Consider the following 22421-nt stretch of genomic DNA (forward strand, 5'->3'; position numbering starts at 1 on the left):
TGTGCTGAGGTCATGCAGACGACGGTAGGAGGGGGTGGTTCGCAGTGGCTACGGAATTGCGCCTGATTGCGGTAGACGGCTTCGAGCTTCCTCGATCAGCGCTCGGGCAGGGCTTCCGTAAACGGCCATAGAGTGCAGCATCTCAAATGCCCTCAAGTAGATCGCGATCTCGTCCGGCCTGGTAGTGCGAATGCGTCCGGTCCAGAGGTCATCACGAACCAGTTGATCATCAAAGATGTAGAAACACTCTCCGGGATACAGGATTCTTCGCCTGGCCGGGGGAATGATGCCTAGTGCCACATTTGGCAGCCTGGCGACTCGGGCAAGGAAGTCAAATTGTTCATGCATCGCTTCGGTGTTTCCCATCGAAGCGTTGAGCGCTCCGGCCTCCAGTACGAAAGCGTAGGTGTTGGAGCCATTGATGACTAGATGCTGTCGGGACAGCCGCGCCTCGGTAGCCTCTGCCAAGTCATCCGTGGGCAAACTGTACAGTCGTGCGTTAGCTTCCATTACTCCGTACACGTAGCCGCGCGTTTGGAGGATGCCTGGGATGACCCCCGACTCGTAGACCTTTAGCAGCTTGGTCTTCTCATACAGAGAGTTTCCTCTTGCCTGTATGTAGGGTTGTCCGGCGCGCATAGCCTGGCGGTGCTCTTCCCACATGAGCGCGATTTCGCGCCGCGTCGCAATTAGTTCGGGGATGAGGCGGGCGACCCCACACGCGATGGCCCAGGAGCGAATGTCGTCCTCGGAGGCGTTTGACTGCCCCAACTCGATTCGAGTGACTTTCGCGGGGTGGCATTGCAGCATTTCCGCCAACTGCTTCGCATGCATTCCGGCATCTTTGCGTATGTTACGAAGCCTGACACCAAATGCCTTCTTTGCAGCGTCTGCCTGTTCGGTCATGGCGCAGGTTACACGTGGTACTCGTTGTATGGAGTTGCCAGTGCCCAGGCCGCACCGAAGGTATCGCGGCAGAACTTCACGATGTCAGGGTCGGTGGTGAGCTGGATGTCCACACGGTTGTTGTCTCCATCGAGCACGTTGAACATAGCCGTATGGTCGTCCAGTACGAAGCAGTCGTTGCCGGGGAGCGGGATTGCTGAAGCGAGCCGGCGAGGGAGATAACGCATCTGCTCTCCGGCATCGACTCCAGGCCCTGCGAACTCGTACGCGAACCTGTGGTACTCCGAGAGCGGTTCAGACACCACACGCAACCGCAGCCAGGTGCGACCCGCCGAAAGATCACCGGCTACCCTGTTTTGCCAAGCGAGTGCTGGACCTGCCAGCACTGTCGATGGGGCATGCCTCCAGGTGGTCAAGAGGTCGTGGTCGATCTGGTAGCTGTCACGCAGCTCAAGCTTGAGGTAGTGGCGTGTGCTGTTGATCAACTCGCCGCGACGCTCCGGTGAGATCGACTCCATAGCGCTCCTTCGCATACATGATGACCATTCGCTCGACCACCCTCTCAGGGATCTCCACGAACGTCTCGGTGGGCTTCAGGCCCACCAACTGTGCCTCCACGTGTTCGCCCTGCCGGTCGCCCTGCACGATCCATGAAGCGCGGTCGGTTCGGTAGAACGCTGGGCAGTCCTCGGTCCCGGTAGAGTCCGGGTCCTTGCAGTAGAAGCTAACGATCACATTCTCGCCAGTCGATTGCATGAGATTGCGCCTCCTGGTGATGAGTCGAGCTATCACGTGACCATCCCCTGATGTTGTCACGCAGTCAAGGGCTTATGAACAAGAAATTTTTACCATTAGACCCAGACAGGGATTTATCGGACAGGTGCTGGTTTCCGCGCGGCGTCGTTGTTGAGGCTCCCCACTTCGATCGATTCTTACCGCCCAGGCTGACCTTAAGATCGTGATGGGTATCTCGCACCACAGCGTTTGAACAGACCATTCTTCGGAGGTGTAGCTCCCCCAGAGGCCGCCCGATAGGAACTCCACAAGTTGTAGGCCGCAGCCGTGCTCGGACTCGTCAGCTGGCGTCTTCAGACGCGGGACGTTGGAGGAAGAGCCTCGGTCCTCAACCTCGATGCGCCAGCAGTCCCCGTGCCGAAGCAGAGAGAGCCGGATATCGCTGTCAGGACACGCCTGGTCAGAGCGCTTGAGTACCGGTAGGCCACTGACGAGGTTCCGACTTGACGGCCGTCGGTCCTTCTCCAGTGGCCCCCGGCCCGAACCGGACGTGCACCTTTCAATGAGCCTTTTTCATCCTCGGGCGACCTCGTAGTTCTGTAGAACTGCGATGGCCTTGCACATGTGTCCGGCCTTACTCGGGCTGCAGCGGAGTTTGCGGAGGATGCGCCAGCTCTTGAGCTGCGCGTTCGCACGCTCACCCGGACCGCGGAGCCGGGAGTGGGACCGGTTGGCCCGCTTCTGGGACTCGGGCTTCCTCTTTCCTTTGCAGGGCGTGACAACGGGGCCGCCCGCTCCCTGGTACGCCTTGTCCGCGAGCACGGGGAGCCCGACCTGCTCCAGGCGGCGGAGGACGCCCCCGCTCTGGCGGCGGCCAGGTCGTGGACGCTGCCGGGCAGCGCCCCCGACGCCCATGGGAGTGCCCCTTCGGCGAGGCTATGACCTGGAGGTTCATGCCGTGCGTGCGATGTTTGCCGGAGTGGTGCGGCCGGTCGGCCCTGACCCGGTCGGTCCAGATGAGCGTGCCGTCGAGCACCAGGTGGTGCAGCCCGTCCCGCCCGGCCTTCCCCAGCACCCGGCCGAGCTTCGGGATCGGGCGGACAGGAACGCGACGGTCTCCTCGACATAGCGCCAGGCGGTCGCCGCCGAGACGCCGAAACCGGCTCCGAGTTCGCGGAACGTCTCGCCTTTGCGCAGGTGGACCGGTACGAGCATGGCCTGCTGCCCTGGATTGAGCCGACGCCAGACGCTTCCGACCGCCTTGCGGCGTCGGCGGATGAGGCCGGCGGCGGGCACGGCCGGCGGGTCGCGGCGCTTGAGGTGGTGCCCGGCCGCGTGCGTCTGCTGGTCAAGGCGCAGCCGGAGAGCCCGCCGCCGTATGCGGCCGACCGGTTCCAAGGGTCGACCTCCCGCCACCCGTGTTCCCGACCGCCCGCCCCGCGGTCGCGGTCCTGCTCCGCTGCCGGTGCCGTGTCCGCGCGGGCGGTGCGGCGCCGCACCGGGACGGGGTGCGGGCGGCCGTCCGGGGGTGGTGGCCGTGCGTAGGTCGTTCAAGTTCCTGATGCGCCCGACCCGGCACCGGCAGATCGCGCTCGCCGCGTGCCTGGAGGACCACCGGGAGCTGTACAACGCGGCGCTGGAGCACCGCCGCACCGCCTACCGCAAGCGCCCGAACTTCGCCCACTGAAAACCCTATTTTTGGGGGTATCTGCGACCCGCTTGCTCTGTGACAGTACCGCTACGACTAGGAGGGATCGTTTAATGACTGTCACGGCATCAAGGGGCAGATCGGCAGTGGTCACGCTGGTGATCGCGGTACTCGCATTGGCGCTGCCGACCGGCCCGGCCGGTGCGCAGGCCGCGAAGGCCTACCGCGGCACCGCCAGCGTGGTGGTCGACACCTACGACTACTGCGGTGGCAAGTTCGGAGGGGACCTCCGATTCGCCGGCACCAGCCGATACAGGGCGGCGGCCCGCCTCATCACCAGCGCTCGCCAGTCCACGGGTGGCCGAATCGAACGCAATCCGTTCCACTGGGAGTTCTACGTCGGCAAGATCGGAGCCGTCGGTTCGTTCCAGCTTGGCTCATCCACCATCGTCACCAGTTCGGGCCGGGACATCGCTGGCAACCTGCGCGATCCCAGGCTCCTGCTCGGCTACTGGGTCACAGGCCGATCGGGCACCTCCTGGTCCGGCAAGCTGGTCGACGACCACCGCGGCGAGGGGGCCTCCTTCAATCATTTCTGGGCCCAGACCCCGCTGGTGCCCTGCCGTAATCTCGGTTCAATCGTGAACCTGCACTCCTTCAAGGAAGGTGCGACGATCTCGGGCCGGGTGAGCTCGGGCGGCGCCGCGTTCACCGTCCGTGGCGCCACCTACGACGGCCTCTACCGATTCCGCATCGACTTCAGCGGCTGAACCGGGATCTGGGAACTGCCTGAGAGGTCCTCACGGAAAACTCAGCGGACGAGACGTCGCCAGCAGATGATCCGGCTGGCTTCATGCACGCTTCGCCGATGTGGTCGCGGACCTCCCAGCGGATGCGCAGACGGCGGAAACGCGGGCGGGGAGGCCGGCCGGGCTCACGCCAGCCGGGATCAGCCTCGCCGCCCGGCTCTCCCGCCTTCTGCTTCGAACTCGGTTCGCTTCTGGATGGCCTCGGCTTGGTGCTCCCGTGCCCGGTGGACGATGCCGTTCCCGGCGTCGCTGAGCGACCGGCCCTGTGGTGTGAGGGCGCACTCGACGCGGGTGGGACTTACGCGTACGCCGTCCTCGTCACCGGACCGTCCGCCCAGGGAATGCGGGAACCGCTGTGTACGGCGGGCGCGGTGTTAGGGGACGGAGGTGGCGTCGGGTTTGAGGGGTGGGCAGCGGCGTTCGCGGGCGTAGCGGGAGGAGTACTCGAAGTGCCACCATTCGTTGGTGTAGATCCGGCACAGGCCGTACTTGCCGTTCGTGTCCTCCAGCCATGCGGCGGCCGGGCGCGGGCCGACGTCGACGGCGAGGCCCTTGACGTGGGCGGACTTGTCGGGCGGTAGGACGAATTTGCGGGCCTGCTCGGCGGAGCCGTACCTGTCGACGGCCTCTTGGAATTCGGCGAGCTGCTCTTTCCGGGTGCGGTGGCCGGAGGTGATGTGCATCTCGACTCCGTCAGTCTCGGCGGCCTCGGCCGCGCGGAGGTAGGCGCGGCGGGTGCCGGGGGTGAGGCCCGCCACCTCGCGGGGCACGGGGGCGGCGACCGCGGGTTCGGCCTGCTGTGCCGCCACGGCCGCCTGGTCGTGGCGTACGGCGAGAGCCGCCACGATGGCGGCTCCCGCCAGCAACATGATCACGATGGCTATTGAGGTCTTCGTGGTTCTGTTCACGTTCACCCGGCCCACGCTCGGCGGGCGGCATCCTGCGCATGTCCGGGAAATGTCATGGTCGTGCCACAGAACCCGGCTGCCATCCGCTGATGTCCGTTTCACGAGGTGAGCGCCTGGATACTGGGGGCATGGCTCGCGTACTTCTCATCGAGGATGACTCTTCGCTGCGCAGAGGGCTCGCCATGGGTCTGCGCCGCCAAGGCCACCACCTCTATGAGGCGGGCACGGGCGAGGAGGGGCTGGAGCTCCTGAGAGCCGCCGCGCCCGACATCGTGGTGCTCGACCTGATGCTGCCGGGCATCGATGGGTTCGAGGTGTGCCGCCGGGTGAGGGCGGCGGGCACGACGCCGATCGTGATGCTGACGGCCCGCGACGACGATCTGGACGTGGTCAGCGGGCTGGAGGCCGGTGCCGACGACTACGTGGTGAAGCCCATCCGGGCGCGGGTGCTTGAGGCGAGGATCCGGGCGGTGCTGAGGCGCGGTGAACACGTGGCAGCGGGGCCCGAGGTCTACGGCGACCTGACCGTCGACCGGGGGGCGCTGACGGTGACACGCGCCAGCCGTTCCCTGGCGCTGACGCCCACGGAGCTGCGGATGCTGCTGGAGCTGTCCCGCTCCCCCGGCCAGGTGCTGTCGCGGCAGCACCTGCTGCAGGCGGTGTGGGAGCACGACTACCTCGGCGACTCCCGCATCGTGGACGCCTGCGTGCAGCGGCTCCGCGCCAAGATCGAAGAGAATCCGTCGCGCCCGGTCTATGTGCAGACGGTGCGGACGTTCGGCTACCGCTTCCAGCCGGATCCGAGGTGAAGCCGCCCGGACCGCGCGGCGCGCGCAGTCCGCGCAGGCTGCGCGGACTGCACCCGCGTCTGGTGATCGCCTTCACCGCGCTCGCCCTGGTGACGGCGGCGGCGACGACCGTGGCGTCCTACCGGGAGGCGCGCACCATGCTCCTACAGGAGGTGCAGGACGCCGCCGCCTCGCGAGTCCACGACACCCTGCGCAAGCTGGCTCCCGGCCTCGACCAGCCGCTGGACGAGGTCTCGGTGATGAAGATCATCGAGACCCTTGACATGCCCTCCGGTGATGACATGGTGGTCGTCCTCCACGGCGAGCGCTCCTACGGGACCGACCCCCGCGCCGTAGTCCCGCCCGAGCTGCGGGAGACGGTGCGGGCCGGCGACCGGATGGTCTACCAGCGTTTCGAACGCGGCGGCGTGCCGTACTTCGCCGTCGGCACGACCATCGGGGTGGACCGGCCGGTGGGCGACCCCGACCCGCCCGAGGTGTACGTCATGGCCGACCTGACGCGCCAGCAGCAGGGGCTGTCCACCATGGCCGTGAATTCGGCCCTGATCGTCGTCGCGGCGCTGCTGCTCGCGGTGGCGGTCGCCGTACTGTCGGCCCGCAGAGTGCTGCGTCCCGTGCGTGAGCTGGGGGTGGTCGCACGGCGCATGGCCGAAGGCGATCTGACCGCGCGGCTGCGCCCGGTCGGGCAGGACGAGCTCGCCGACCTCGCCGCGACCTTCAACCGGACCGCCGCGGCGCTGGACAGCACGCTCCAGGAGTTGCGCGACCGCGAGTCGGCCGCGCGGCGCTTCGCCGCCGACGTCTCCCACGAGCTGCGCACCCCCGTGGCGGCCATGATGGCCGTCGCCGACGTGCTCGACGAGGAGGCCGGGCACCTCGACGGAGACCTGCCCGAGGCGGCCCGCACCGTCGGAGACGAGGCCCGCAACCTCGCCGGGCTGGTCGAGGACCTGATGGAGATCTCCCGGTTCGACTCCGGGGTCGCCGCGCTGACGCTCAACAGCGTCGACCTGGCGCCCGCGATCCGCGCCTGCCTGCGCACCCGCGGCTGGCACGACACCGTGGCCGCGGACCTGCCTGAGGGGCCTGAGGGGCCTGAGGGGATCGTCGCCGACATCGACCCCCGCCGCTTCGACGTCATCCTGGCCAACCTGGTCGGCAACGCGCTGCGCCACGGCGCTCCCCCGGTCGAGGTACGGCTGCGCGCCGAAGACGGCGACGTCGTCGTCGAGGTCGCCGACCGGGGCCCCGGCCTGCCCAGTGGGCCGCGGGAGCGCATCTTCGAGCGGTTCGTCAAGGGCGACGCCGCCAGAACCCGCGACGCCGCCCGCGCCCGCGACGCCGCCGCCGGATCCGGCGGCAGCGGGCTCGGGCTGGCGATCGCCTGGGAGAACGCCCGGCTACACGGCGGCTCCCTGGAGGCCGCCTCCCGCCCGGGGGGCGGTGCGCTGTTCACGCTGCGCCTCCCACGCGGGGGTGAGCGCTCATGAAACGGTCCCGGGCGCTCGCGGCGCTCGCCGTACTCGCCGTACTGGCGGCGGGGTGCGGGATCAGGCCCACCGCCCCGTTCGAGGTGGGTCCCCGCCCTGACGGCCTCGGGTCGGGTCCCCGCCTGTTCTTCGTGCGCGGCGAGCGCCTCTACTCGGTGACCCGTGACGGCCTCGACGACCTGTCCACCCGGATCGGCGCCCTGGTGGCGGGCCCCACCGCGGAGGAGAAGGCCGAGGGGCTGGGCAGCGACCTGCCCGAGGGCCTCGCCGTGGAGGCGGTGACGGGCTACCCGCGGGTCACCCTCACCCTGAGCGGTGCCCGCTCGATCAGCCGCCTCGGCCTGCAGCAGATCGCCTGCACGGCGGCCACCTCCGGCACCGAGACCCCCGTCGAGGTGCGCGTCACCCTCTCCGGCCAAGCCCTCGGCACCCACTCCTGCCCGCTGGACGGCTGACCCGCCGGCTGGGCCGATCCCGAAGGCGTCCACGTCGACGCCGGCAGAGCTGCCTGGCCTACATCAACACCCTCATGATCCGCGACACCGTTGCCGAGCCCGCGTCGGCCGACGTGCTGACCGACGTCGACCGGCGCGGCCTGACGGCCTCCGGCGGCACCCGAAGACTCTGGGCGTTCACAGAAACGAGGGCCTCGATCACCAGCCGGTGCGGTGGCGGATCAGCGCGCTCGCGGCCCGGGCGGCCCGCGCCTGATACGGGCGCAGGTGGGGGACGTTCGGCGGTGCGGGATAGGGGGCGGAACGGATGAGGTAGCCACCCAGAGCGACGATGTTCGCGGTGACAAGGTCGGCGTCGGCGTCGGCCAGCGGCCCGGCGAGCACGTTCTCGGCGGTGGCCGCGGTGTGTCCGGCCATGACCAGATGGGGAGCGAGGGAGTAGGTGTCGCGCCAGGGGAACCCACACCGGGCCTGGGCCCAGTCGACGACCACGACGGCACCGTTGTCCCTGATCAGGAGGTTGTCGGGGCGGATGTCGTTGTGAACGAGCGCCTTTCCGCTGGCGGCGCGCTCGGCCCACCGGTCTTCGAGGTCGGCGAGCGCAGCCAGGTGCGGGATAGCCCAGGCCTGTTCGGTGCCGTCGAGGTCGGCCTCGGTGAGGCTACGCCAACCGGATGGAACTGCGACCGGTGCGGCGTCCAGGGGGGACGGGTCGAGGCTGGCGGACATCGCGCTGATCGCCGCGGCGACGGCCGGGATATCCGGCGAGCTGGGCGACAGGTCGGGGTGGCGCCCTTCGACGTCCGCTATGGCCATCGCGGTCCAGCCGTCGAGGTGGCCGGCCCAGATCAGATCGGGACGGAACCCCTGGCGAGGAAGCCGCTCGATGGTGGAGGCCTCGCGATCGTAGGCGTCCGCGAGGGGATGGTCGGCGGGGATGGCTTTGAGGAACAGGCGCCGCCCCGAGGCGGTGTGGAGGATGCGCAGCGCTGCGCCGGGCGTGAACCCGCCGTCCTGGCTGTCGGCCTCCACCGCCTCGGCGTCCGCATCGAGGAGGCGGGCGGCGTGGGTGCGGAGCCCGGTGGGAAGTTCGGACCAGGTTGGGCGCAGCGCTGGCATCAGGTCTCGCTTCTAGGCAGGTGAGCAGGGGCAGTCCGGGCGGGCGGTCGCGGGCACGAACATCGTGTCGCCGGGGAACCCGCTGAACGTGAGGTAGCCGTCGGTGTTGAGACGGCCGGTTCCGAGAATCAGCTTGATCGTCTCCATCGCGCCCCAGCAGCCCGCGAGCCCCGTCACGCAGCCTACGACGGGGACCGGCCCGCCGTGGCCCATCGGAAGATCTGCGAAGACGCACCGGAAGCACGCGGTTGCGCCGGGGATGTAGGTGAATAGGTGGCCGTAGGCGTACTGCGCGGAGGCGTGGACCATCGGCTGGCCCGACCGGCCGCAGTAGTCGCTGACGAGCTGCCGTCCCGGAACCGAGTCACCGCCCTCGATGACGACGTCGAACCCGGCGAGCAGGTCGTCGATGTTGTGCTCGCCGATCCAGACGCCGAACCGTTCGATCGTGATGTCGGGGTTCAGCGCCTCGAGGCGGACGGCTGCGGCCTCGGCCTTATTGCGGCCGATCGCCGCGGTGTCGTAGAGGATCTGCCGGTTGAGATTCGACAGCTCCACCTGATCGTGGTCGATGATCCGCAGCGAGCCGACACCCGCGGCCGCCAGGTAGTACAGCAGCGTCGATTTCACGCCGCCCGCACCGATCGACACCACCGATGCCCCGGCCAGCTTCTCCTGGCCGCCGGTGCCGATCTGGGGCATCGCCTCCTGGCGGCTGTAGCGGGTGTCGGCCCAGACGGCGGTCTCAGCCGTCACAGGGCAGCACCGCCAGCAGGGTCGCCGGCCGGTAGGTGTTCAGCGTCCCGCCGTGCTCGATCGGCGTGCCGTCCTGGAGGATGCGGGTCGTGGCACGCAGCCCCCCGTCCGGCCGCCGCCACAGCACCCGGTGGATGCTCGGCCCATCCCTGCCCATCGCCTCTTCGACGGCGGCCACCAGCGTGGCCGGGAGCACTGTCCCGGTCAGCGGGACGTCGACCTCCGCCAGGCCGGATGCCGCTTCGGGATATCCCCGCAAGATCACCTTCATGTACGGCTCCCAAGGGTCATGGCCCCTTCGATCCGGGGGCCCTTGCGTCTTCACCTTCGCCGCGATCCTGCCGCAGTGGCGACCGGTTTACGAGGTGAGTAAACGGTTTGCGGGTCACGCAAATCGTGGGAGCTATCTGTCCTGTCGGGGTTACGATGAGTTTCCCGTCTGCCCGGAGATGACTATGCGTCCCGGAGAGATCGTGCGCCTTGCCCGCCAGGCGAAACACTGGAGGCTGAAGGACTTGGGAGACAGGTGCGGCTACTCCGCCGCCCAGATCTCCCGCCTCGAACGCGGCCTTGCCCCGCTCACCGACATCACCCTCCTGCATGCCCTCGCCGACATCCTCGACATCCCGCCCGCTCGTCTCGGGATCGCCCCAGCCCCGATCTTGGCGGAGCGCCCCCTGCCTGGCGACGTTCTCCGTAGTGTGGAGGCAGAGACCGATGGGGAGGACGACGACGTGCGCAGACGAGAACTCTTGCAGTCCGCAGGCATCTCCGTCCCGCTGGCTGTCCTCGCCCGCGTCGACGACGCGCTCGCGGTGATGAAGACCACGGCCGGCACCGCGGACCTCACTCACGTACGCCGGTCTCTCGATCTGGCCCGCGCCCAGTTCGCGGCCGGGCGGCTCGCCCCCATGATCGACGCAATCCCCGACCTCCTCGCCAACGCCCACACCGCCGCAGGCATCTCCCTGCGCCCCGTCACCAGGCAGGCGACGGTCTCCGGCAAAGACCCCGTCGCGATCAGCATCCTCGCCGGCTGCTACGACCTGGCCTCCGAAGCCCTCCACAAGACCGGCCGCACCCAAGCGGCACGGCTCACCGCCGACCGCGCCACCACCTACGCCGCCCTCTCCGAAGATCCCGTCGCCGTCGCGATGGCCGCCCGGTCCCTCGCCGTCGTCCTCCGCCACGAAGGACGCGAAACATTCGCCGAGCAGGTCAGCTTGGACGCCGCGACCGCCCTGGAACATAGCAGCGTCCGCACCCCCGACGCGCTCAACACCCTCGCGCAGATCTACTGCACCAGCGCCTACTCCGCAGCATCGGCGGGCGATCGAACCCAGGCCATGACCCTGATCGGGGAGGCTCGCGCCGCCGCCCGCGCGGTGCCGACCGAGTTCAGCACCCCGAGCCGGTTCGTTGTCACCCCCGCCCAGGTCGACCTCTATCTCCTGGGCATCCACTGGGCTCTGGGCGAAACCGGCGCGGCCTTGCAGACGGGCCGCAACCTCAAGGCCGTTCAGTTCGCCACGGTCGAACGACGCGCCCGGCTATTCACGGATTTCGCTCGCGTGCTGTGGCAGGCCAAACGGCCGGAACCGACAGCCCGCGCGCTGCTCACCGCTCACCAGTACGCGCCCCCAGAGGTCAACCGGACCAGCATCACCGCGCTCGCCTGGCAGCTGGTCAGGCACCACCCGAGAGTCCGGGGGGTCGATAGGCTCTCCCTCATCCTCCGTCGTCCTTGAGGCGCAAGTTCTGTGACACAGAACTTGCATTACCTGTCACACTGAGCCTCGTCTACCGGAAAGACGCCCAGCTCGCCGACCGGCGAGCCGGACCCGGCTCGGCAACGTTATGTGTCGCATCGGCGCGGGAGGGCCCCCAGCGTGTCGATCCACGAGTTCCCGACGCCGGCCGTCGACGGCAGCCAGAGCGTCGAGGCCGCCGTCGACCACTACCTCGACTCCGTCCATACAAAGACCACCCGCGCTAGATACGCCAACACGCTCGTCCGCCTCACCGCGCTCGCCGGCGACCGGCCCGCCGCCACGCTCACGCCCGAGGACTACGCCGCGGTGATGGACAAGTGGAACAGCGCGGCCTCCGCGACCTGGAACCGGCACCTGTCCGCGCTGACCTCGTCCGGCCGGGTCCAGCTTCCTGGAGGCGGCGGTGTGGAGCGCGGGCATCGCCCTGGTCAGTTATCTGTGGGCACGCAGGCTCTACAACTGGTGAGGGTAGACGTGTGACCGGCCGCCCGCCTCACCAGCGCACGGGTACCTCCTCGAACCCGCCGACGATGAGCCCTTCGCGGAGGACCAGCCGGTCGGCCGGTACGGCGAGTGCCAGCGTGGGCAGGCGGCGCAGCAGCACGGAGAGCACGACCTGCAGCTCGGTGCGGGCCAGCGCCTGCCCGAGGCAGGCGTGAGGGCCGATCCCGAAGGCCAGGTGGGCGTTGGGCGAGCGGCGCAGGTCCATGGTGTCGGCGTGGCCGAAGGCGTGCGCGTCGCGGTTGGCGGCAGCCGTACTGCACAGAACGGTGGTGCCCGCGGGGAGCTTCCGCCCGGCGACCTCCACGTCCTCCGACAGGTAGCGGGGCATGCCGACCCCGGGGTCGGCGTCGAAACGCAGTGCTTCTTCCACCGCGCCGTCCACGAGTGACGGGTCGTCGAGCAGCGCCTGCCAGCGGGCCCGATCGTGCAGCAGCATCGCGACCATCTTGCCGATCATGTTGCTGGTCGTCTCGTGCCCCGCCACCAGCAGGCCCTGTCCGGTGATTACGGCCTCCGCCTCGGTCAGCCGCCCGTCGTCGGCGTCGGCGACGGCGATGAGCTCGCTCAGCAGGTCCTCACCCGGGTTCGCGCGTTTGGCGCGGACATGCTCGGCGAAGTAGGCCGCGAACTCGGCCTGGGCCGCGTCGATCTCGGCCTGCGAGTACAAGGTCATGTTGAGCAGGGTGTCCGACCAGTAGGCGAAGCGGTCGCGGTCGGAGTCCGGCACGCCGAGGAGGTCGCAGATCACCCACACCGGCAGCGGGAAGCCCACATCGCCCAGCAGATCGCGGGGTGGCCCCGCCGCCAGCATGGTGTCGACGAGATGCTCGGCCATGGCCTCGACGCGCGGACGCATCGCCGCGATCCGGCGGGCTGTGAACGACCTGGCCACCAGGCGCCGCCACCGCTGGTGCCCCTCACCGGCATCGATGTCCTTGACCGCCATGTCGCTGCCGAAGACGCCGCCGGACTCGTTGCTGGTGATCCGTGCCGCGTCGGCGGCGTCCAGCCGCCGAGTGAACCGGGGATCGGACAAAACCTGTCGCACATCCTCGTAACGGGTCAGCAGGAGTGCCTGGTCGCCGCTCACCAGCCGGATCGGGGCCACCGGGCACGCGTCGTACAGCTCGTCCCACTCGGCTGGCGCCTCCAGTGGCGTGGCCCTGCGGAACGGGTAATTTCGGACAACGTCGTTCACCGTACCTCCTGCGCGTTGGGAAAGCGGGGAAAGCGGACCCTGTCGATATCCCTCATCTCAGTCGAACCACGCACACATCCATCCCCCCATCCCGGCAACCTCACGCTCCCGGGAACACGGTCGGGTCGCGGGCCCCTTGATCAATGTGGTCATTTCCGTCGGGGGCGGCGGAAGCGTGAGATGGCGAAGGCTCGCCCTGCGGGGTGGAAGTGGGGCGATGGTGCGGGCGTGGCCGGGCGCTCGCCGTACCGGACCTGCCGACCACGGTCATGACGCGCACGCTGGCGGGCCTGGTCGCCGACTCGACGCTCGGCGAGGGGACCAACCCCCGGGCGGGCCGCCGCGTCCTGGCCGTCGGCGCGATGTTCACTGGTGCGCTGCTGGGGACGCTGCTGCTGCGGTCGTACGGCCTGGCCTGGCCCCTGCTGGCCTCCACCGTCGTGGTGTCGGCCGTCGCGATCGGCTATCGCGAGTGACACACGCCGTACGGCGCCGCCCCGCAGTGCCGGGGCGGCGCCGTACGGCCTGTCGTTCAGCCCGCGCGTGCTCTCCCGGCGCGCCACTCGTGTTCGAGGATCGAGTGGACGATGGAGTCCCGCCACTTGTCCTTGATGCGGAGGTGGTCGCGGATGCGGCCTTCTTCGATCATGCCCACCTTCTCCATCAGGCGCCCCGATACGTGGTTGTGCGGGCTGCGGGCGGCCCAGACGCGATGCAGCCCGAGCTCGTCGAAGCCGAGCCGGAGCAGCAGCGCCACGACCTCGGTGCCGAGCCCCTGCCCCCACTGGTCGGCGCGGAGCGCGAACCCGATCTGCCCGCTGTTCTGCCCGGGATGCTGGGTGTCGACGGCGAGTCGTGCGAACGCCACGACGTCTCCCACGACGTCTCCGGGAAGCCGCACCGCCGCGAGGGAGTACTCGGTCCGGGGACGGACCCTCGCCGCCGCCGTCACGGCGGCGAGGGTGGCCGTCACCTGCGCCCGGTCACGCGGCTCGAAACTCAGGTGGGCGGTGACCCGCGGGTCACCGTAGATCGCGAGTACGGCGTCCGCGTCCTCAGGGTTGGCGAATTCGCGTAGGCCGACGGTTCCGGAAGTGAGTGTGACCGGATACATGAAGTGAGACTAGCGAGGGCGTGGCAGCGTCAATCCGGCGGGAGCCCGTCCGTAGTACTCGATCTCCCGCTGCAGGTCGGCGGCGGCGGGGGTGTTGCGGTAGCGCGGCAGCCGCAGCGCGGTGTGGATTCTGCCGACGCTGGCCACGATGCCGCCGATCCGCTGCTGGGGCGGCAGGTCGAGGACGGGCCGCAGTGCTTCGGCCGCGCCTTCGAACTCGCCGAGGTTGAGCCGGGCGAGCGACTGGTTGGTGCGGGCTCCCGCCTCGTCGCTGAACGACCGCTCCGACGGGTCGGCCACGGCGTAGGCGTTGATCGCCTCGGTGGCGATGTGCTCGGTCCGCGCCTCGGAGCCGGGCAGCCACACGTGGGCGTCGGCGGCGTAGTAGAGCTGGCGCGGCCGGGAGAAGGTCATGATCCCGCCGAGGGCGTCGAGTTCGTCGGCCTGGACGTGGTCGCGCGCCTCCGTGGCCCGGTCGATGGCGGCGAGCGTCTTGGTCTCGTCGCCGAGGACGGCCCACACGCGCGCCTCCTGGGCCGGCAGCCACACCGAGGAGGTGCCTCTGCCGCGGGCGGCGTAGGCGGCCCCGTGCTGGGCGTAGCGGGCCGCCTCGTTGGGCCACCCGGCCCAGTACGCGATCAACGACTGCAATCCCCGGGTCCACACGCGTAGCCCGTCGTGGCCGGCGTTCTCGGCGCAGATGAACGCCGTGCGGGCCTGCGTCATGGCCGAACGCGGGTCGCCGAGGTCGTGGCTCGCCTTGGCGAGGATCCCGCAGACCACCCCCGCGAGGAGGTACATCTCAGCGGTCTCGGACGGCCGCTGACGGCCTTCCAGCAGCCGGAAGGCCACCTCCTGCACGTCGATCAAGTCTCCCAGCAGGCTGGGAAGAGGCTGCTGCTGGTAAGCCGTCGCCAGGCGACCCACCTCATCGCGCAGCTGGTCCAGCGTCTCCGGCCCGATATTGCTGCCTTCGACCATGACGGCGAACCGCATTGCCCTGCGGGCGGCCATTTCCACCTCGTTTTCTATGCTGACGGCCGCGGGCCACCCCCGCGGCCGGGCCGGCGGCGGCGCTGCCGCCTCGTCGGCCGAAACCGATACTGGTTCAGCAAAAGCCGCATTGCAGCGGATCAGAACCGCCCGCTCCTGCGGATCCATCCGGTCCAGAGCCTCGGGGTCCAACAAGCGCAGAGGCGTCGTCCCGTATATATCGGCCAAGGTGATGATCTGCGTGGCCTGCGGCGACCTCGAGCCCACCGCCGGGAACATCTCCAGCCGCGACAGCAACGGCTGGTCGATCACCGACGCCGGCGACTGGTGGTGGTATCTGTCGACCACCTCCGGCTGGCTGAGCCCATGCGCCATCCGGAAGGCCGCCAGCCTGGAACACCCGCACAGGTGCCGGATCTCCTCGGCGATCTCCTCCGTGCTGCGGCCCTGCTGCGTCATCTGCATACGGAGACGGTTGACGTCCCGCTTGTTCCATCCGCTCAAGAGGCCCCTCTCATGAGGTTGCTGGTGGAAGGTTCACCCGCTGAAGCCCGGTCAGCAACCGGGCGTTCAGGGTCACACTCGTCTCGGCGGCATTCGAACCCCGAAATCCCCGACGAAAACGCACCTCACAATCTGGACATCACCCATAGAAACCATGTTCTCAACCCGGGTGACCTTGAAGGGGTTAAAAGCGTTCACTAGCAGCACACTCTGATGTCTACGACAGGAGCAGCGATGCCCCCCGCTCCCGCTCCACCGGCCGCCCCATCGGCTTTCGCCGTACGGCAGTCGGCCCCCGGAAGGCCATACCGAGTGTCCGCGTGGTGCCTGCTCCCCCGCGACGCCCCGCGCCGCGCCCGCCGCCTCCTGCGCAGCCGGCTCATCGGCCTGTCCCCCGCCGTCGTCGACGACCTCGAACTGGTGCTCAGCGAGCTCGCCTCCAACGCCGTCACCCACGCCCCGGGACCGTACGAGCTACGCATCCTCTACGAGGACGGCCTCCCGATCCGGGTCGAGGTCGCCGACTCGGGGAACAGCGCCCGCACCGTCGACCGGCTTCTCCACCGCCCCGGCGACGCCTTCGCCGCTGTCGACACGCTCGCCGACGGCGGGCGGGGGCTGCGCATCGTCGCCGCCTGCACCGGCGGCTGGTGCGGGGCACGCCAGGTCCGGCTGTACGGCACCGGCAGGCTCGGCACGGGCGTCTGGTTCAGCCTGCCCACACCGGGGATCGACACCCTCTCTCTGATCGCCTCGGCGGCGTCGGGATGAACCGCCCGATCGCCCCCTATCGCCGCTCCCGGCGCCGCTCCTGCTCGTGGCGCCGCTCCTGGTGCCGGCACGCCAGGACGGCCAGGTCGGCGAGGGCGATCACGGCGAGGACGCCCATCAGCACCGCGAGCCCGATCCAGCCGAGCAGCGCGGAGAGTACGGCGAAAGCCGTACAGACCAGGAATCCGAAGCACGCGAGAACCACCCGCAGGCCGATCGCGCTGCGGGGACGCTCCCCGGTCGGGGAGATCTGCGACCAGATGCGGTCGCTCCACTGCTCCGCGCCCGGCCCGGGCCCCGGGTCGTCCTGGACGTAGTGCGCGGGATCGCGCTGCCCCCGCCGGTGACGTCCAAGATCGCGGCGCATGGCCGCCTCCTCTCAGCGGAGGGCTTTCTCCAGCTGCGCCTTGGTCATGCTGGAACGGCCTTTGATGTTGCGGCGCTTGGCCTCGTCGTAGAGCTGGTCCCGGGTGCGCTCGCTCGTTGTGGTGGCCCGCTGGGCCGCCCGGCGCGTGGTCGACGCGGCCTTGCCGCCCGCTCGGCTCGCGGCCGTACGGGTCTCACCCGCCTTGGCCCGCACCGTGTCGACCGTGCGGGAGGCCATCTTCTTGGCCCGTGTGGTGGTGCTTTCAGCGCGTTTCTTCGCGCCGCGCTTAGGACTCGATCCGCGTGGCATCCCAGCCACCCCCCAAGTCGAAGTTTGTCCCTATTGGTGGCGCTACCCAGCGAAACTGTCCTGACACCTCCCATTTCGCTCCCCTTTCGCGGCCTCCCCCCGGTCCCTCACGGCCCTCCGCGGGCCGGTTCGTGGACGATCTGCGTCTGGCCGCGACAGCGGTCGAGCGCCCAGGGCCCCACGACGTCGGCGGCGAAGACCAGCACCCTTGTCGAGCGCTCCGCGCAGCCGGTCCTCAGCGCTCGGGGACCTGTCGTCAACGTCGCTCCTGCATGATCTTGTTGAGTGCGGCCATGCCGCGGCTGGTGTGCGCTTTGACCGAACCGCACGAGATGCCCATAGCGGCGGCGATGTCGCTTTCGCCCAGACCGAGCCAATAGCGCAGCACCAGTGCCTCGCGCTGCCGCCCCGAGAGCTGCCGGAGCGCCTGGACGAGCGCCTTCTGATCGTCGCGCAGCAGGGCGACGCTCTCCGCGGACCTCTCCAGATTCGCGCTCAGGTCCGTGTGCTTGCGGACCACCTGCAGGTGGCGCAGCCTCATGCGGGTGAGGTTGCAGACCACCGACCGGAGGTACGGCAGGGCGGCGTCAGCCGTACGCAACCGGTCCCACCTGCGGTGAAGTTCGCAGAACGCCTCCGCCACGATGTCCTCGGCGTCGTCGGCGCCCAACAGTACGGCAAGGCGCAGCATGCCGGTGTAGTGCCGTTCGAACAGCGCGGTCAACGCGGTCTCCCGCTCGTCGCCCGGCAAGCCGGGCGCCCGCGGATCGCACGCCCGCGGATCGGACGCGGGTAAGCCGGATGCCGGTTCGGCTTCGGCGACCGTCTGCTGCCGTGTCGCGGTCAAGTGATCGTCTCCGCTTCGGGGGGCATGCGTAGCCGCCGGGCGGCGACGGCGAGCAGGGAGGTGCCTGCCCAGCACGGCCGGGAACATCACCGCGCTCACGGGCTTAGTCATCGGCCACCGTCCACTTGCACCGGCACTACAGCTGAGTTGCGCACCAAGCATGACCGGTCGACGGCAAATCTTCCTGTAAAAGCGTGTCAACCGGATCGTGGACCTCGGCAACCCTGCAACATAGGACGAAGGCCCCTTCCGGAGGGTGGGACATGGCCAAGCCGACGCGGCGAACGCGACGGGCACGGCATGGCCGCCGCCTACATCCGGAGACGCGGCTACATCCTGAGACGCGGCGCGGATCGCCCGCCGCGCGGCAACCCCCGCCCATAGCGCTCCCTGCCCGTACAGAGGAGGATGCCCCATGCCCAGACTCGGCGGAGCCGATTCCCGGGTCACGCTCAAATCGGTCATCGTATGGACGCTGGTCGCCGTGGCAGGCGCCGTCGCCTGGGGCGTCCTCGCTCTGTCACGGGGTGAGGAGATCTCGGCGATCTGGCTCGTGGCCGCCGCTCTCGGCTCCTATGCGATCGCCTACCGCTTCTACTCCCGCTTCATCGCCCGCCGGGTGCTGCGGGTCGACGACCGCCGCGCCACGCCCGCCGAACGGCTCGACAACGGGGTCGACTACCAGCCGACCGACCGCCGGGTGCTGCTCGGCCACCACTTCGCCGCCATCGCCGGAGCGGGCCCGCTCGTGGGGCCGGTGCTCGCCGCGCAGATGGGCTACCTGCCCGGCACCATCTGGATCATCGTCGGCGTCATCTTCGCCGGCGCGGTCCAGGACATGGTGACGCTGTTCTTCTCGATGCGCAGGGACGGCAAGAGCCTCGGCCAGATGGTCCGCGACGAGCTCGGCCCGATCGGCGGGGCGGCGGCGCTGATCGCCGTGTTCGTCATCATGATCATCCTGCTGGCCGTGCTCGCCCTGGTCGTGGTCAACGCGCTCGCCCACTCCCCGTGGGGCACCTTCTCCATCGCGATGACCATCCCGATCGCCTTCTTCATGGGCTTCTACCTGCGGATCCTGCGCCCGGGGCGGGTCATGGAGACCACGGTGATCGGCGTGGCGCTCCTGCTGCTCGCGATCGTCGGCGGCGGCTGGGTCCAGGAGTCGGAGTGGGCCGACGCCTTCACGCTGAGCCCCGAGGCGCTGGTGGTGTCCCTCGTGGTGTACGGCTTCTTCGCCTCGGTCCTGCCGGTGTGGATGCTGCTGGCCCCCCGTGACTACCTGTCCACCTTCATGAAGATCGGCACGATCGTTCTGCTCGCCGTCGGTGTCGTCATCGTCGCGCCGCCGCTGCAGAACGAGGCGATCACCCAGTTCGCCACCAGCGGCACCGGACCGGTCTTCGCCGGATCGCTCTTCCCGTTCGTGTTCATCACGATCGCCTGCGGCGCCCTGTCGGGCTTCCACTCGCTGGTCTCCTCGGGCACCACCCCGAAGATGATCCAGAAGGAGTCGCAGGTCCGGATGATCGGCTACGGCGCCATGCTGATGGAGTCCTTCGTCGCCGTCATGGCGCTCATCGCCGCCTCGGTGCTCGACCCCGGGCTCTACTACGCGATGAACGCCCCCGCCGGCTTCCTCGGCACCACCGTCGAGAGCGCGTCGCAGGCCATCGCGAACCTGGGCTTCACCATCTCACCGCAGGACCTCCAGACCGCCGCCGACGAGATCCAGGAGAGCAGCGTGATCGCCCGCACCGGCGGGGCGCCCACCCTCGCCGTCGGCATCGCCGAGATCCTCTCCGGCGTCTTCGGAGGCGCGGCGTTCAAGGCGTTCTGGTACCACTTCGCCATCATGTTCGAGGCGCTGTTCATCCTGACCACCGTGGACGCGGGCACCCGCGTCGGCCGCTTCATGCTGCAGGACTCCCTCGGCAACATCTGGAAGCCGCTCGGCCGGGTGAGCTGGAAGCCGGGCCTGTGGGGCACCAGCGCGGTGGTCGTGCTCGGCTGGGGCTACTTCCTGTACGCCGGCGTCACCGACCCGCTCGGCGGCATCAACCAGCTCTTCCCGCTGTTCGGCATCGCCAACCAGCTCCTGGCCGCCATCGCCCTGACCCTCTGCACCACGCTCCTCATCAAGTCGGGCAGGCTCAAGTGGGCGTGGGTGACGGGCGTGCCGCTGGCGTGGGATCTGGCGGTCACCATGACGGCGTGCTGGCAGAAGGTCTTCAGCGCCGACCCCAAGATCGGCTTCTTCGCCCAGCGGGAGCGCTACGCCGACGCCCTGGCCGAGGGCACGGTCCTCGCCCCCGCCAAGAGCCTGGACGACATGCGCGCCGTCGTTCTCAACTCGACCGTCGACGGCGTCCTGATCGCGCTGTTCGCCCTGCTCGTGCTCGCCGTGGTCGCCAACGCGGCCGTGGTGTGCCTGCGGGCCGTACGCTCCCGTGAGCCGCTGCCCACGACCGAGACACCGTTCGTGGAGTCCAAGATCGCCGCACCTGCCGGGCTCTTCACCACCGCCGAGGAGCGCGGTGAGCTCGCGAAGGTGGACTCCCGGTGAACGTCCGCTCCCTGTGGCGCTTCATCCGCTGGTATCTCCGCGAGGCGACCGGCGAGGGCGAATACGACAAATACCTCGCCCGGCACTGCCACGGGCAGCCCCTGACCCGCCGCGAGTTCGAACGTCGCCGCTCCAACCTGCGCGACAAGGCTGCGGGCATGCGCTGCTGCTGACCAAAGCCGGGCCCGTCACAACGAGGACCGATCCTGACCTGGATACGGGTCAGGATCGGTCCATGGGGCCTGGGGGGAGGCTCGAAGACCTTGCCAGCGGCGGCGAGTCGGTCGATCAGCCGCAGCGGGTGGGCCGGGTGGGCCGGGTGGCCCATGCCGGCGGGCGTCGGCCAGGGCGAGCGGGCCGGCTTGGTCCGTACGGGTTCACGGTGCTCGGCCCTGTCCTCTGGGTCGGCTCTACAGAGCCGAGGCGGCCCGCCCACCGCCGAAAATCTCCGCGACGAGCCGCTGCGTCGTCTTCTGGAACGCCTCGCCCATGGACAGCGCGGCGTCGTCCACGTAGTTCAGCGAGGCGGTCAGAATCTTGCCGCCGTCGGGCGTGCTGTACATCAGCCCCGCGTGGCCCGTGATGCCGCCGTTGTGGGTGATGACGGTGCCGCCTCCCGGCACGTCCTGTACGAACACCCCCAGGCCGTAGCCGGCCTTCGGCTCCGGCGTGCACATCTCGGCCAGCAGCTCGGCCAGCAGCAGCCTGCCGCCCACCAGCGCGGAGATGAAGGTGGCCAGGTCGCGGGTGGTTGAGATCATGTCGCCGCCGGTGGAGATCCAGGACGGGTTCTGGCGGGTGACGTCGACCACCTTCTCCTGGCCGTCCTCCTCATACCGGTAGTAGGCGTGGGCGTGCGGCTCGGGCACGTCCGTCGAGGTGTCCGGCACCACGGTGCCGGTCAGCCCGAGCGGTCCCAGGATCAGCCGCTGCATCTCCTCACCGAGCGAGCGGTCGGTGACCTTCTCGACCACCAGCCGGGCAAGCACGTAGTTGGCCAGCAGGACCGCCAGCAGATCGCGCTGGGACTGGCCGACGGTCTCGCCTACGCGGAGATCGCCAGAGGTCTTGACCGTCCGACCTCGACGATCACGCGTGAGGTGATGCGCAACGGCGGCCCCACCGCCTACCGCGCCGGCCTGGCCCACCGCGCCACCGAACGCCGCGCCCACCGCCGCAGGCGCACCGCGCCCCGGGACTCCAACACGCCCCCACAGGCCTACGGGCGCGATGCCGAGGCCGTGCGCGAGTACGAGGAGGTGTTCGCCACCGTCTTCATTCAAACGGGCCTGCCCAAGATGACGGCCCTGGTGCTGGCCAGCCTCTACACCACCGACGCCGGCAGCCTCACGGCCTCCGAACTCGCCGGACGCCTCCAGGTCAGCCCGGCGTCGGTCTCCAAGGCGATCACGTTCCTCGAAAGCCAGGGCCTCATCCGCAGGGAACGCGACGAACGCCGCCGCGAGCGCTACATCGTCGACGACGACGTCATGTACCAGTCGACGATGGCCAGCGCCCGCGCCACCGCCCACCTCGGCGAGGTCGCCCGCCAGGGCGTCGGCATCCTCGGCTCCGACTCCCCTGCCGCCGCCCGCCTGGAGAGCATCGCCCGCTTCGTCGACTTCGTCTCCGAGAGCATCGCCCGCGCGGCGGACCAGGCCCGCGAGATCCTCCACACGAAACCCGAAACGACCTCAGACGGCACTACCTGAGCCACGTTCAGATCGCGGGCAGGCAGCCTCGGCGACTAGACGAGTAGTTCCTAAGTTCAGCCCCGTGAACGCAGCGAGGGTGTCCATGATCCGTTTGTGACGACAGACCTGAACACCCTCTTGACCGCA

General features: G+C 69.3%; 26 protein-coding genes and 1 pseudogene. 12 read left to right on the top strand and 15 right to left on the bottom strand.

Annotated features, from left to right (window positions below):
- Positions 1–48: 48 nt before the first annotated feature.
- From BLQ73_RS25465 to BLQ73_RS25475, 3 genes and pseudogenes are all read right to left on the bottom strand, one after another.
- Positions 49–906, bottom strand: coding sequence for a helix-turn-helix domain-containing protein (locus tag BLQ73_RS25465; RefSeq protein WP_093174162.1), 858 nt, complete (start codon positions 904–906; stop codon positions 49–51).
- A gap of 8 nt (positions 907–914) precedes the next feature.
- Entirely contained in the window at positions 915–1424 is a 510-nt protein-coding gene (locus BLQ73_RS25470) for a DUF6879 family protein (protein WP_093174164.1), read from the bottom strand.
- Between the two features lie 790 nt (positions 1425–2214).
- A pseudogene (locus BLQ73_RS25475) lies at positions 2215–2937 on the bottom strand (transposase family protein).
- Positions 2938–3178: 241 nt separating this feature from the next.
- Between BLQ73_RS25475 and BLQ73_RS25480 the strand changes: the two are divergent.
- The gene (locus BLQ73_RS25480) at positions 3179–3328 is read left to right on the top strand and encodes a helix-turn-helix domain-containing protein (RefSeq protein WP_245691394.1); all 150 of its coding nucleotides are present in this window, start codon (positions 3179–3181) and stop codon (positions 3326–3328) included.
- A gap of 107 nt (positions 3329–3435) precedes the next feature.
- The gene (locus BLQ73_RS25485; protein ID WP_093174166.1) at positions 3436–4059 is read left to right on the top strand and encodes a hypothetical protein; all 624 of its coding nucleotides are present in this window, start codon (positions 3436–3438) and stop codon (positions 4057–4059) included.
- A gap of 413 nt (positions 4060–4472) precedes the next feature.
- Here the strand turns inward: BLQ73_RS25485 and BLQ73_RS25490 are convergent, their stop codons facing one another.
- Positions 4473–5012, bottom strand: coding sequence for a M15 family metallopeptidase (locus BLQ73_RS25490; RefSeq protein WP_245691396.1), 540 nt, complete (start codon positions 5010–5012; stop codon positions 4473–4475).
- Positions 5013–5134: 122 nt separating this feature from the next.
- Here BLQ73_RS25490 and BLQ73_RS25495 point away from each other — a divergent pair, with 122 nt between their 5' ends.
- From BLQ73_RS25495 to BLQ73_RS25505, 3 genes are read left to right on the top strand one after another with little or no spacing between them, the layout of a single operon-like run.
- The gene (locus BLQ73_RS25495) at positions 5135–5815 is read left to right on the top strand and encodes a response regulator transcription factor (RefSeq protein ID WP_093174168.1); all 681 of its coding nucleotides are present in this window, start codon (positions 5135–5137) and stop codon (positions 5813–5815) included.
- On the top strand, positions 5812–7305 hold the full coding sequence (locus tag BLQ73_RS25500) for a sensor histidine kinase (RefSeq protein WP_093174170.1): 1494 nt from the start codon (positions 5812–5814) through the stop codon (positions 7303–7305). Before BLQ73_RS25495 ends, BLQ73_RS25500 begins: the two co-directional genes overlap by 4 nt.
- Positions 7302–7760 carry a GerMN domain-containing protein gene (locus tag BLQ73_RS25505; RefSeq protein ID WP_093174172.1) on the top strand — a complete coding sequence of 153 codons (459 nt, stop codon included), beginning with the start codon at positions 7302–7304 and terminating at the stop codon, positions 7758–7760. The genes BLQ73_RS25500 and BLQ73_RS25505 overlap by 4 nt, the downstream gene beginning before the upstream one ends.
- Before the next feature lie 198 nt (positions 7761–7958).
- Here the strand turns inward: BLQ73_RS25505 and BLQ73_RS25510 are convergent, their stop codons facing one another.
- Genes BLQ73_RS25510 through BLQ73_RS32780 form a run of 3 tightly spaced genes read right to left on the bottom strand, consistent with a single transcriptional unit; the run spans position 7959 to position 9906 of the window.
- A complete protein-coding gene (locus tag BLQ73_RS25510) occupies positions 7959–8879 on the bottom strand; it encodes a phosphotransferase (RefSeq protein WP_093174175.1) in 921 nt (306 codons plus the stop codon).
- A gap of 12 nt (positions 8880–8891) precedes the next feature.
- Positions 8892–9635: a HesA/MoeB/ThiF family protein gene (locus BLQ73_RS25515; RefSeq protein ID WP_245691397.1), complete on the bottom strand. Its 744-nt coding sequence runs from the start codon at positions 9633–9635 to the stop codon at positions 8892–8894.
- Positions 9625–9906: a hypothetical protein gene (locus tag BLQ73_RS32780; RefSeq protein WP_176955675.1), complete on the bottom strand. Its 282-nt coding sequence runs from the start codon at positions 9904–9906 to the stop codon at positions 9625–9627. Before BLQ73_RS32780 ends, BLQ73_RS25515 begins: the two co-directional genes overlap by 11 nt.
- A gap of 184 nt (positions 9907–10090) precedes the next feature.
- On the opposite strand from BLQ73_RS32780, the gene BLQ73_RS25520 reads away from it, so the two are divergent.
- Both BLQ73_RS25520 and BLQ73_RS25525 read left to right on the top strand, forming a co-directional pair.
- Positions 10091–11383: a helix-turn-helix domain-containing protein gene (locus tag BLQ73_RS25520; RefSeq protein WP_176955676.1), complete on the top strand. Its 1293-nt coding sequence runs from the start codon at positions 10091–10093 to the stop codon at positions 11381–11383.
- Positions 11384–11524: 141 nt separating this feature from the next.
- On the top strand, positions 11525–11887 hold the full coding sequence (locus BLQ73_RS25525) for a hypothetical protein (RefSeq protein WP_093174179.1): 363 nt from the start codon (positions 11525–11527) through the stop codon (positions 11885–11887).
- Between the two features lie 13 nt (positions 11888–11900).
- Here BLQ73_RS25525 and BLQ73_RS25530 read toward each other — a convergent pair whose 3' ends face one another.
- Positions 11901–13109, bottom strand: coding sequence for a cytochrome P450 (locus tag BLQ73_RS25530; RefSeq protein WP_093174181.1), 1209 nt, complete (start codon positions 13107–13109; stop codon positions 11901–11903).
- Positions 13110–13312: 203 nt separating this feature from the next.
- Here BLQ73_RS25530 and BLQ73_RS25535 point away from each other — a divergent pair, with 203 nt between their 5' ends.
- Entirely contained in the window at positions 13313–13585 is a 273-nt protein-coding gene (locus tag BLQ73_RS25535) for a DUF1275 family protein (protein ID WP_218126017.1), read from the top strand.
- 56 nt (positions 13586–13641) lie between these two features.
- Here the strand turns inward: BLQ73_RS25535 and BLQ73_RS25540 are convergent, their stop codons facing one another.
- Together BLQ73_RS25540 and BLQ73_RS25545 are read right to left on the bottom strand one after the other, a co-directional pair.
- Complete coding sequence (locus BLQ73_RS25540) at positions 13642–14223, bottom strand: GNAT family N-acetyltransferase (RefSeq protein WP_093174183.1); 582 nt, start codon at positions 14221–14223, stop codon at positions 13642–13644.
- A gap of 9 nt (positions 14224–14232) precedes the next feature.
- The gene (locus BLQ73_RS25545; protein WP_143020440.1) at positions 14233–15681 is read right to left on the bottom strand and encodes an NsdA family TPR-like regulatory protein; all 1449 of its coding nucleotides are present in this window, start codon (positions 15679–15681) and stop codon (positions 14233–14235) included.
- A 273-nt stretch (positions 15682–15954) separates the two neighbouring features.
- Here BLQ73_RS25545 and BLQ73_RS25550 point away from each other — a divergent pair, with 273 nt between their 5' ends.
- Positions 15955–16491 (top strand): ATP-binding protein, encoded by a 537-nt coding sequence (locus BLQ73_RS25550; RefSeq protein ID WP_176955677.1) that lies wholly within the window; start codon positions 15955–15957, stop codon positions 16489–16491.
- Positions 16492–16507: 16 nt separating this feature from the next.
- On the opposite strand, the gene BLQ73_RS25555 is transcribed toward BLQ73_RS25550, so the two are convergent.
- The 4 genes from BLQ73_RS25555 to BLQ73_RS25565 all read right to left on the bottom strand — a co-directional run bounded on the left by BLQ73_RS25555 (position 16508) and on the right by BLQ73_RS25565 (position 18014).
- Positions 16508–16858 (bottom strand): DUF6343 family protein, encoded by a 351-nt coding sequence (locus BLQ73_RS25555; protein ID WP_093174188.1) that lies wholly within the window; start codon positions 16856–16858, stop codon positions 16508–16510.
- A 12-nt stretch (positions 16859–16870) separates the two neighbouring features.
- Positions 16871–17167 carry a hypothetical protein gene (locus tag BLQ73_RS25560; RefSeq protein ID WP_093174190.1) on the bottom strand — a complete coding sequence of 99 codons (297 nt, stop codon included), beginning with the start codon at positions 17165–17167 and terminating at the stop codon, positions 16871–16873.
- A gap of 107 nt (positions 17168–17274) precedes the next feature.
- Positions 17275–17427: a hypothetical protein gene (locus BLQ73_RS32785; protein WP_176955678.1), complete on the bottom strand. Its 153-nt coding sequence runs from the start codon at positions 17425–17427 to the stop codon at positions 17275–17277.
- Positions 17424–18014 carry a SigE family RNA polymerase sigma factor gene (locus BLQ73_RS25565; RefSeq protein WP_245691399.1) on the bottom strand — a complete coding sequence of 197 codons (591 nt, stop codon included), beginning with the start codon at positions 18012–18014 and terminating at the stop codon, positions 17424–17426. Before BLQ73_RS25565 ends, BLQ73_RS32785 begins: the two co-directional genes overlap by 4 nt.
- Before the next feature lie 415 nt (positions 18015–18429).
- Between BLQ73_RS25565 and BLQ73_RS25570 the strand changes: the two genes are divergently transcribed.
- Entirely contained in the window at positions 18430–20580 is a 2151-nt protein-coding gene (locus BLQ73_RS25570; protein WP_093174192.1) for a carbon starvation CstA family protein, read from the top strand.
- The gene (locus BLQ73_RS25575) at positions 20577–20753 is read left to right on the top strand and encodes a CstA-like transporter-associated (seleno)protein (RefSeq protein WP_093174194.1); all 177 of its coding nucleotides are present in this window, start codon (positions 20577–20579) and stop codon (positions 20751–20753) included. The genes BLQ73_RS25570 and BLQ73_RS25575 overlap by 4 nt, the downstream gene beginning before the upstream one ends.
- 237 nt (positions 20754–20990) lie before the next feature.
- Here the strand turns inward: BLQ73_RS25575 and BLQ73_RS25580 are convergent, their stop codons facing one another.
- Positions 20991–21728 carry a serine hydrolase domain-containing protein gene (locus tag BLQ73_RS25580; protein WP_245691401.1) on the bottom strand — a complete coding sequence of 246 codons (738 nt, stop codon included), beginning with the start codon at positions 21726–21728 and terminating at the stop codon, positions 20991–20993.
- Between BLQ73_RS25580 and BLQ73_RS25585 the strand changes: the two genes are divergently transcribed.
- Positions 21609–22292: a GbsR/MarR family transcriptional regulator gene (locus BLQ73_RS25585; RefSeq protein WP_245691406.1), complete on the top strand. Its 684-nt coding sequence runs from the start codon at positions 21609–21611 to the stop codon at positions 22290–22292. The two genes, BLQ73_RS25580 and BLQ73_RS25585, sit on opposite strands and share 120 nt — an antisense overlap.
- Positions 22293–22421: the final 129 nt, after the last annotated feature.

Origin of the sequence: Sinosporangium album, assembly GCF_900100605.1 — a bacterium.
Classification (GTDB): Bacteria; Actinomycetota; Actinomycetes; order Streptosporangiales; family Streptosporangiaceae; genus Sinosporangium; species Sinosporangium album.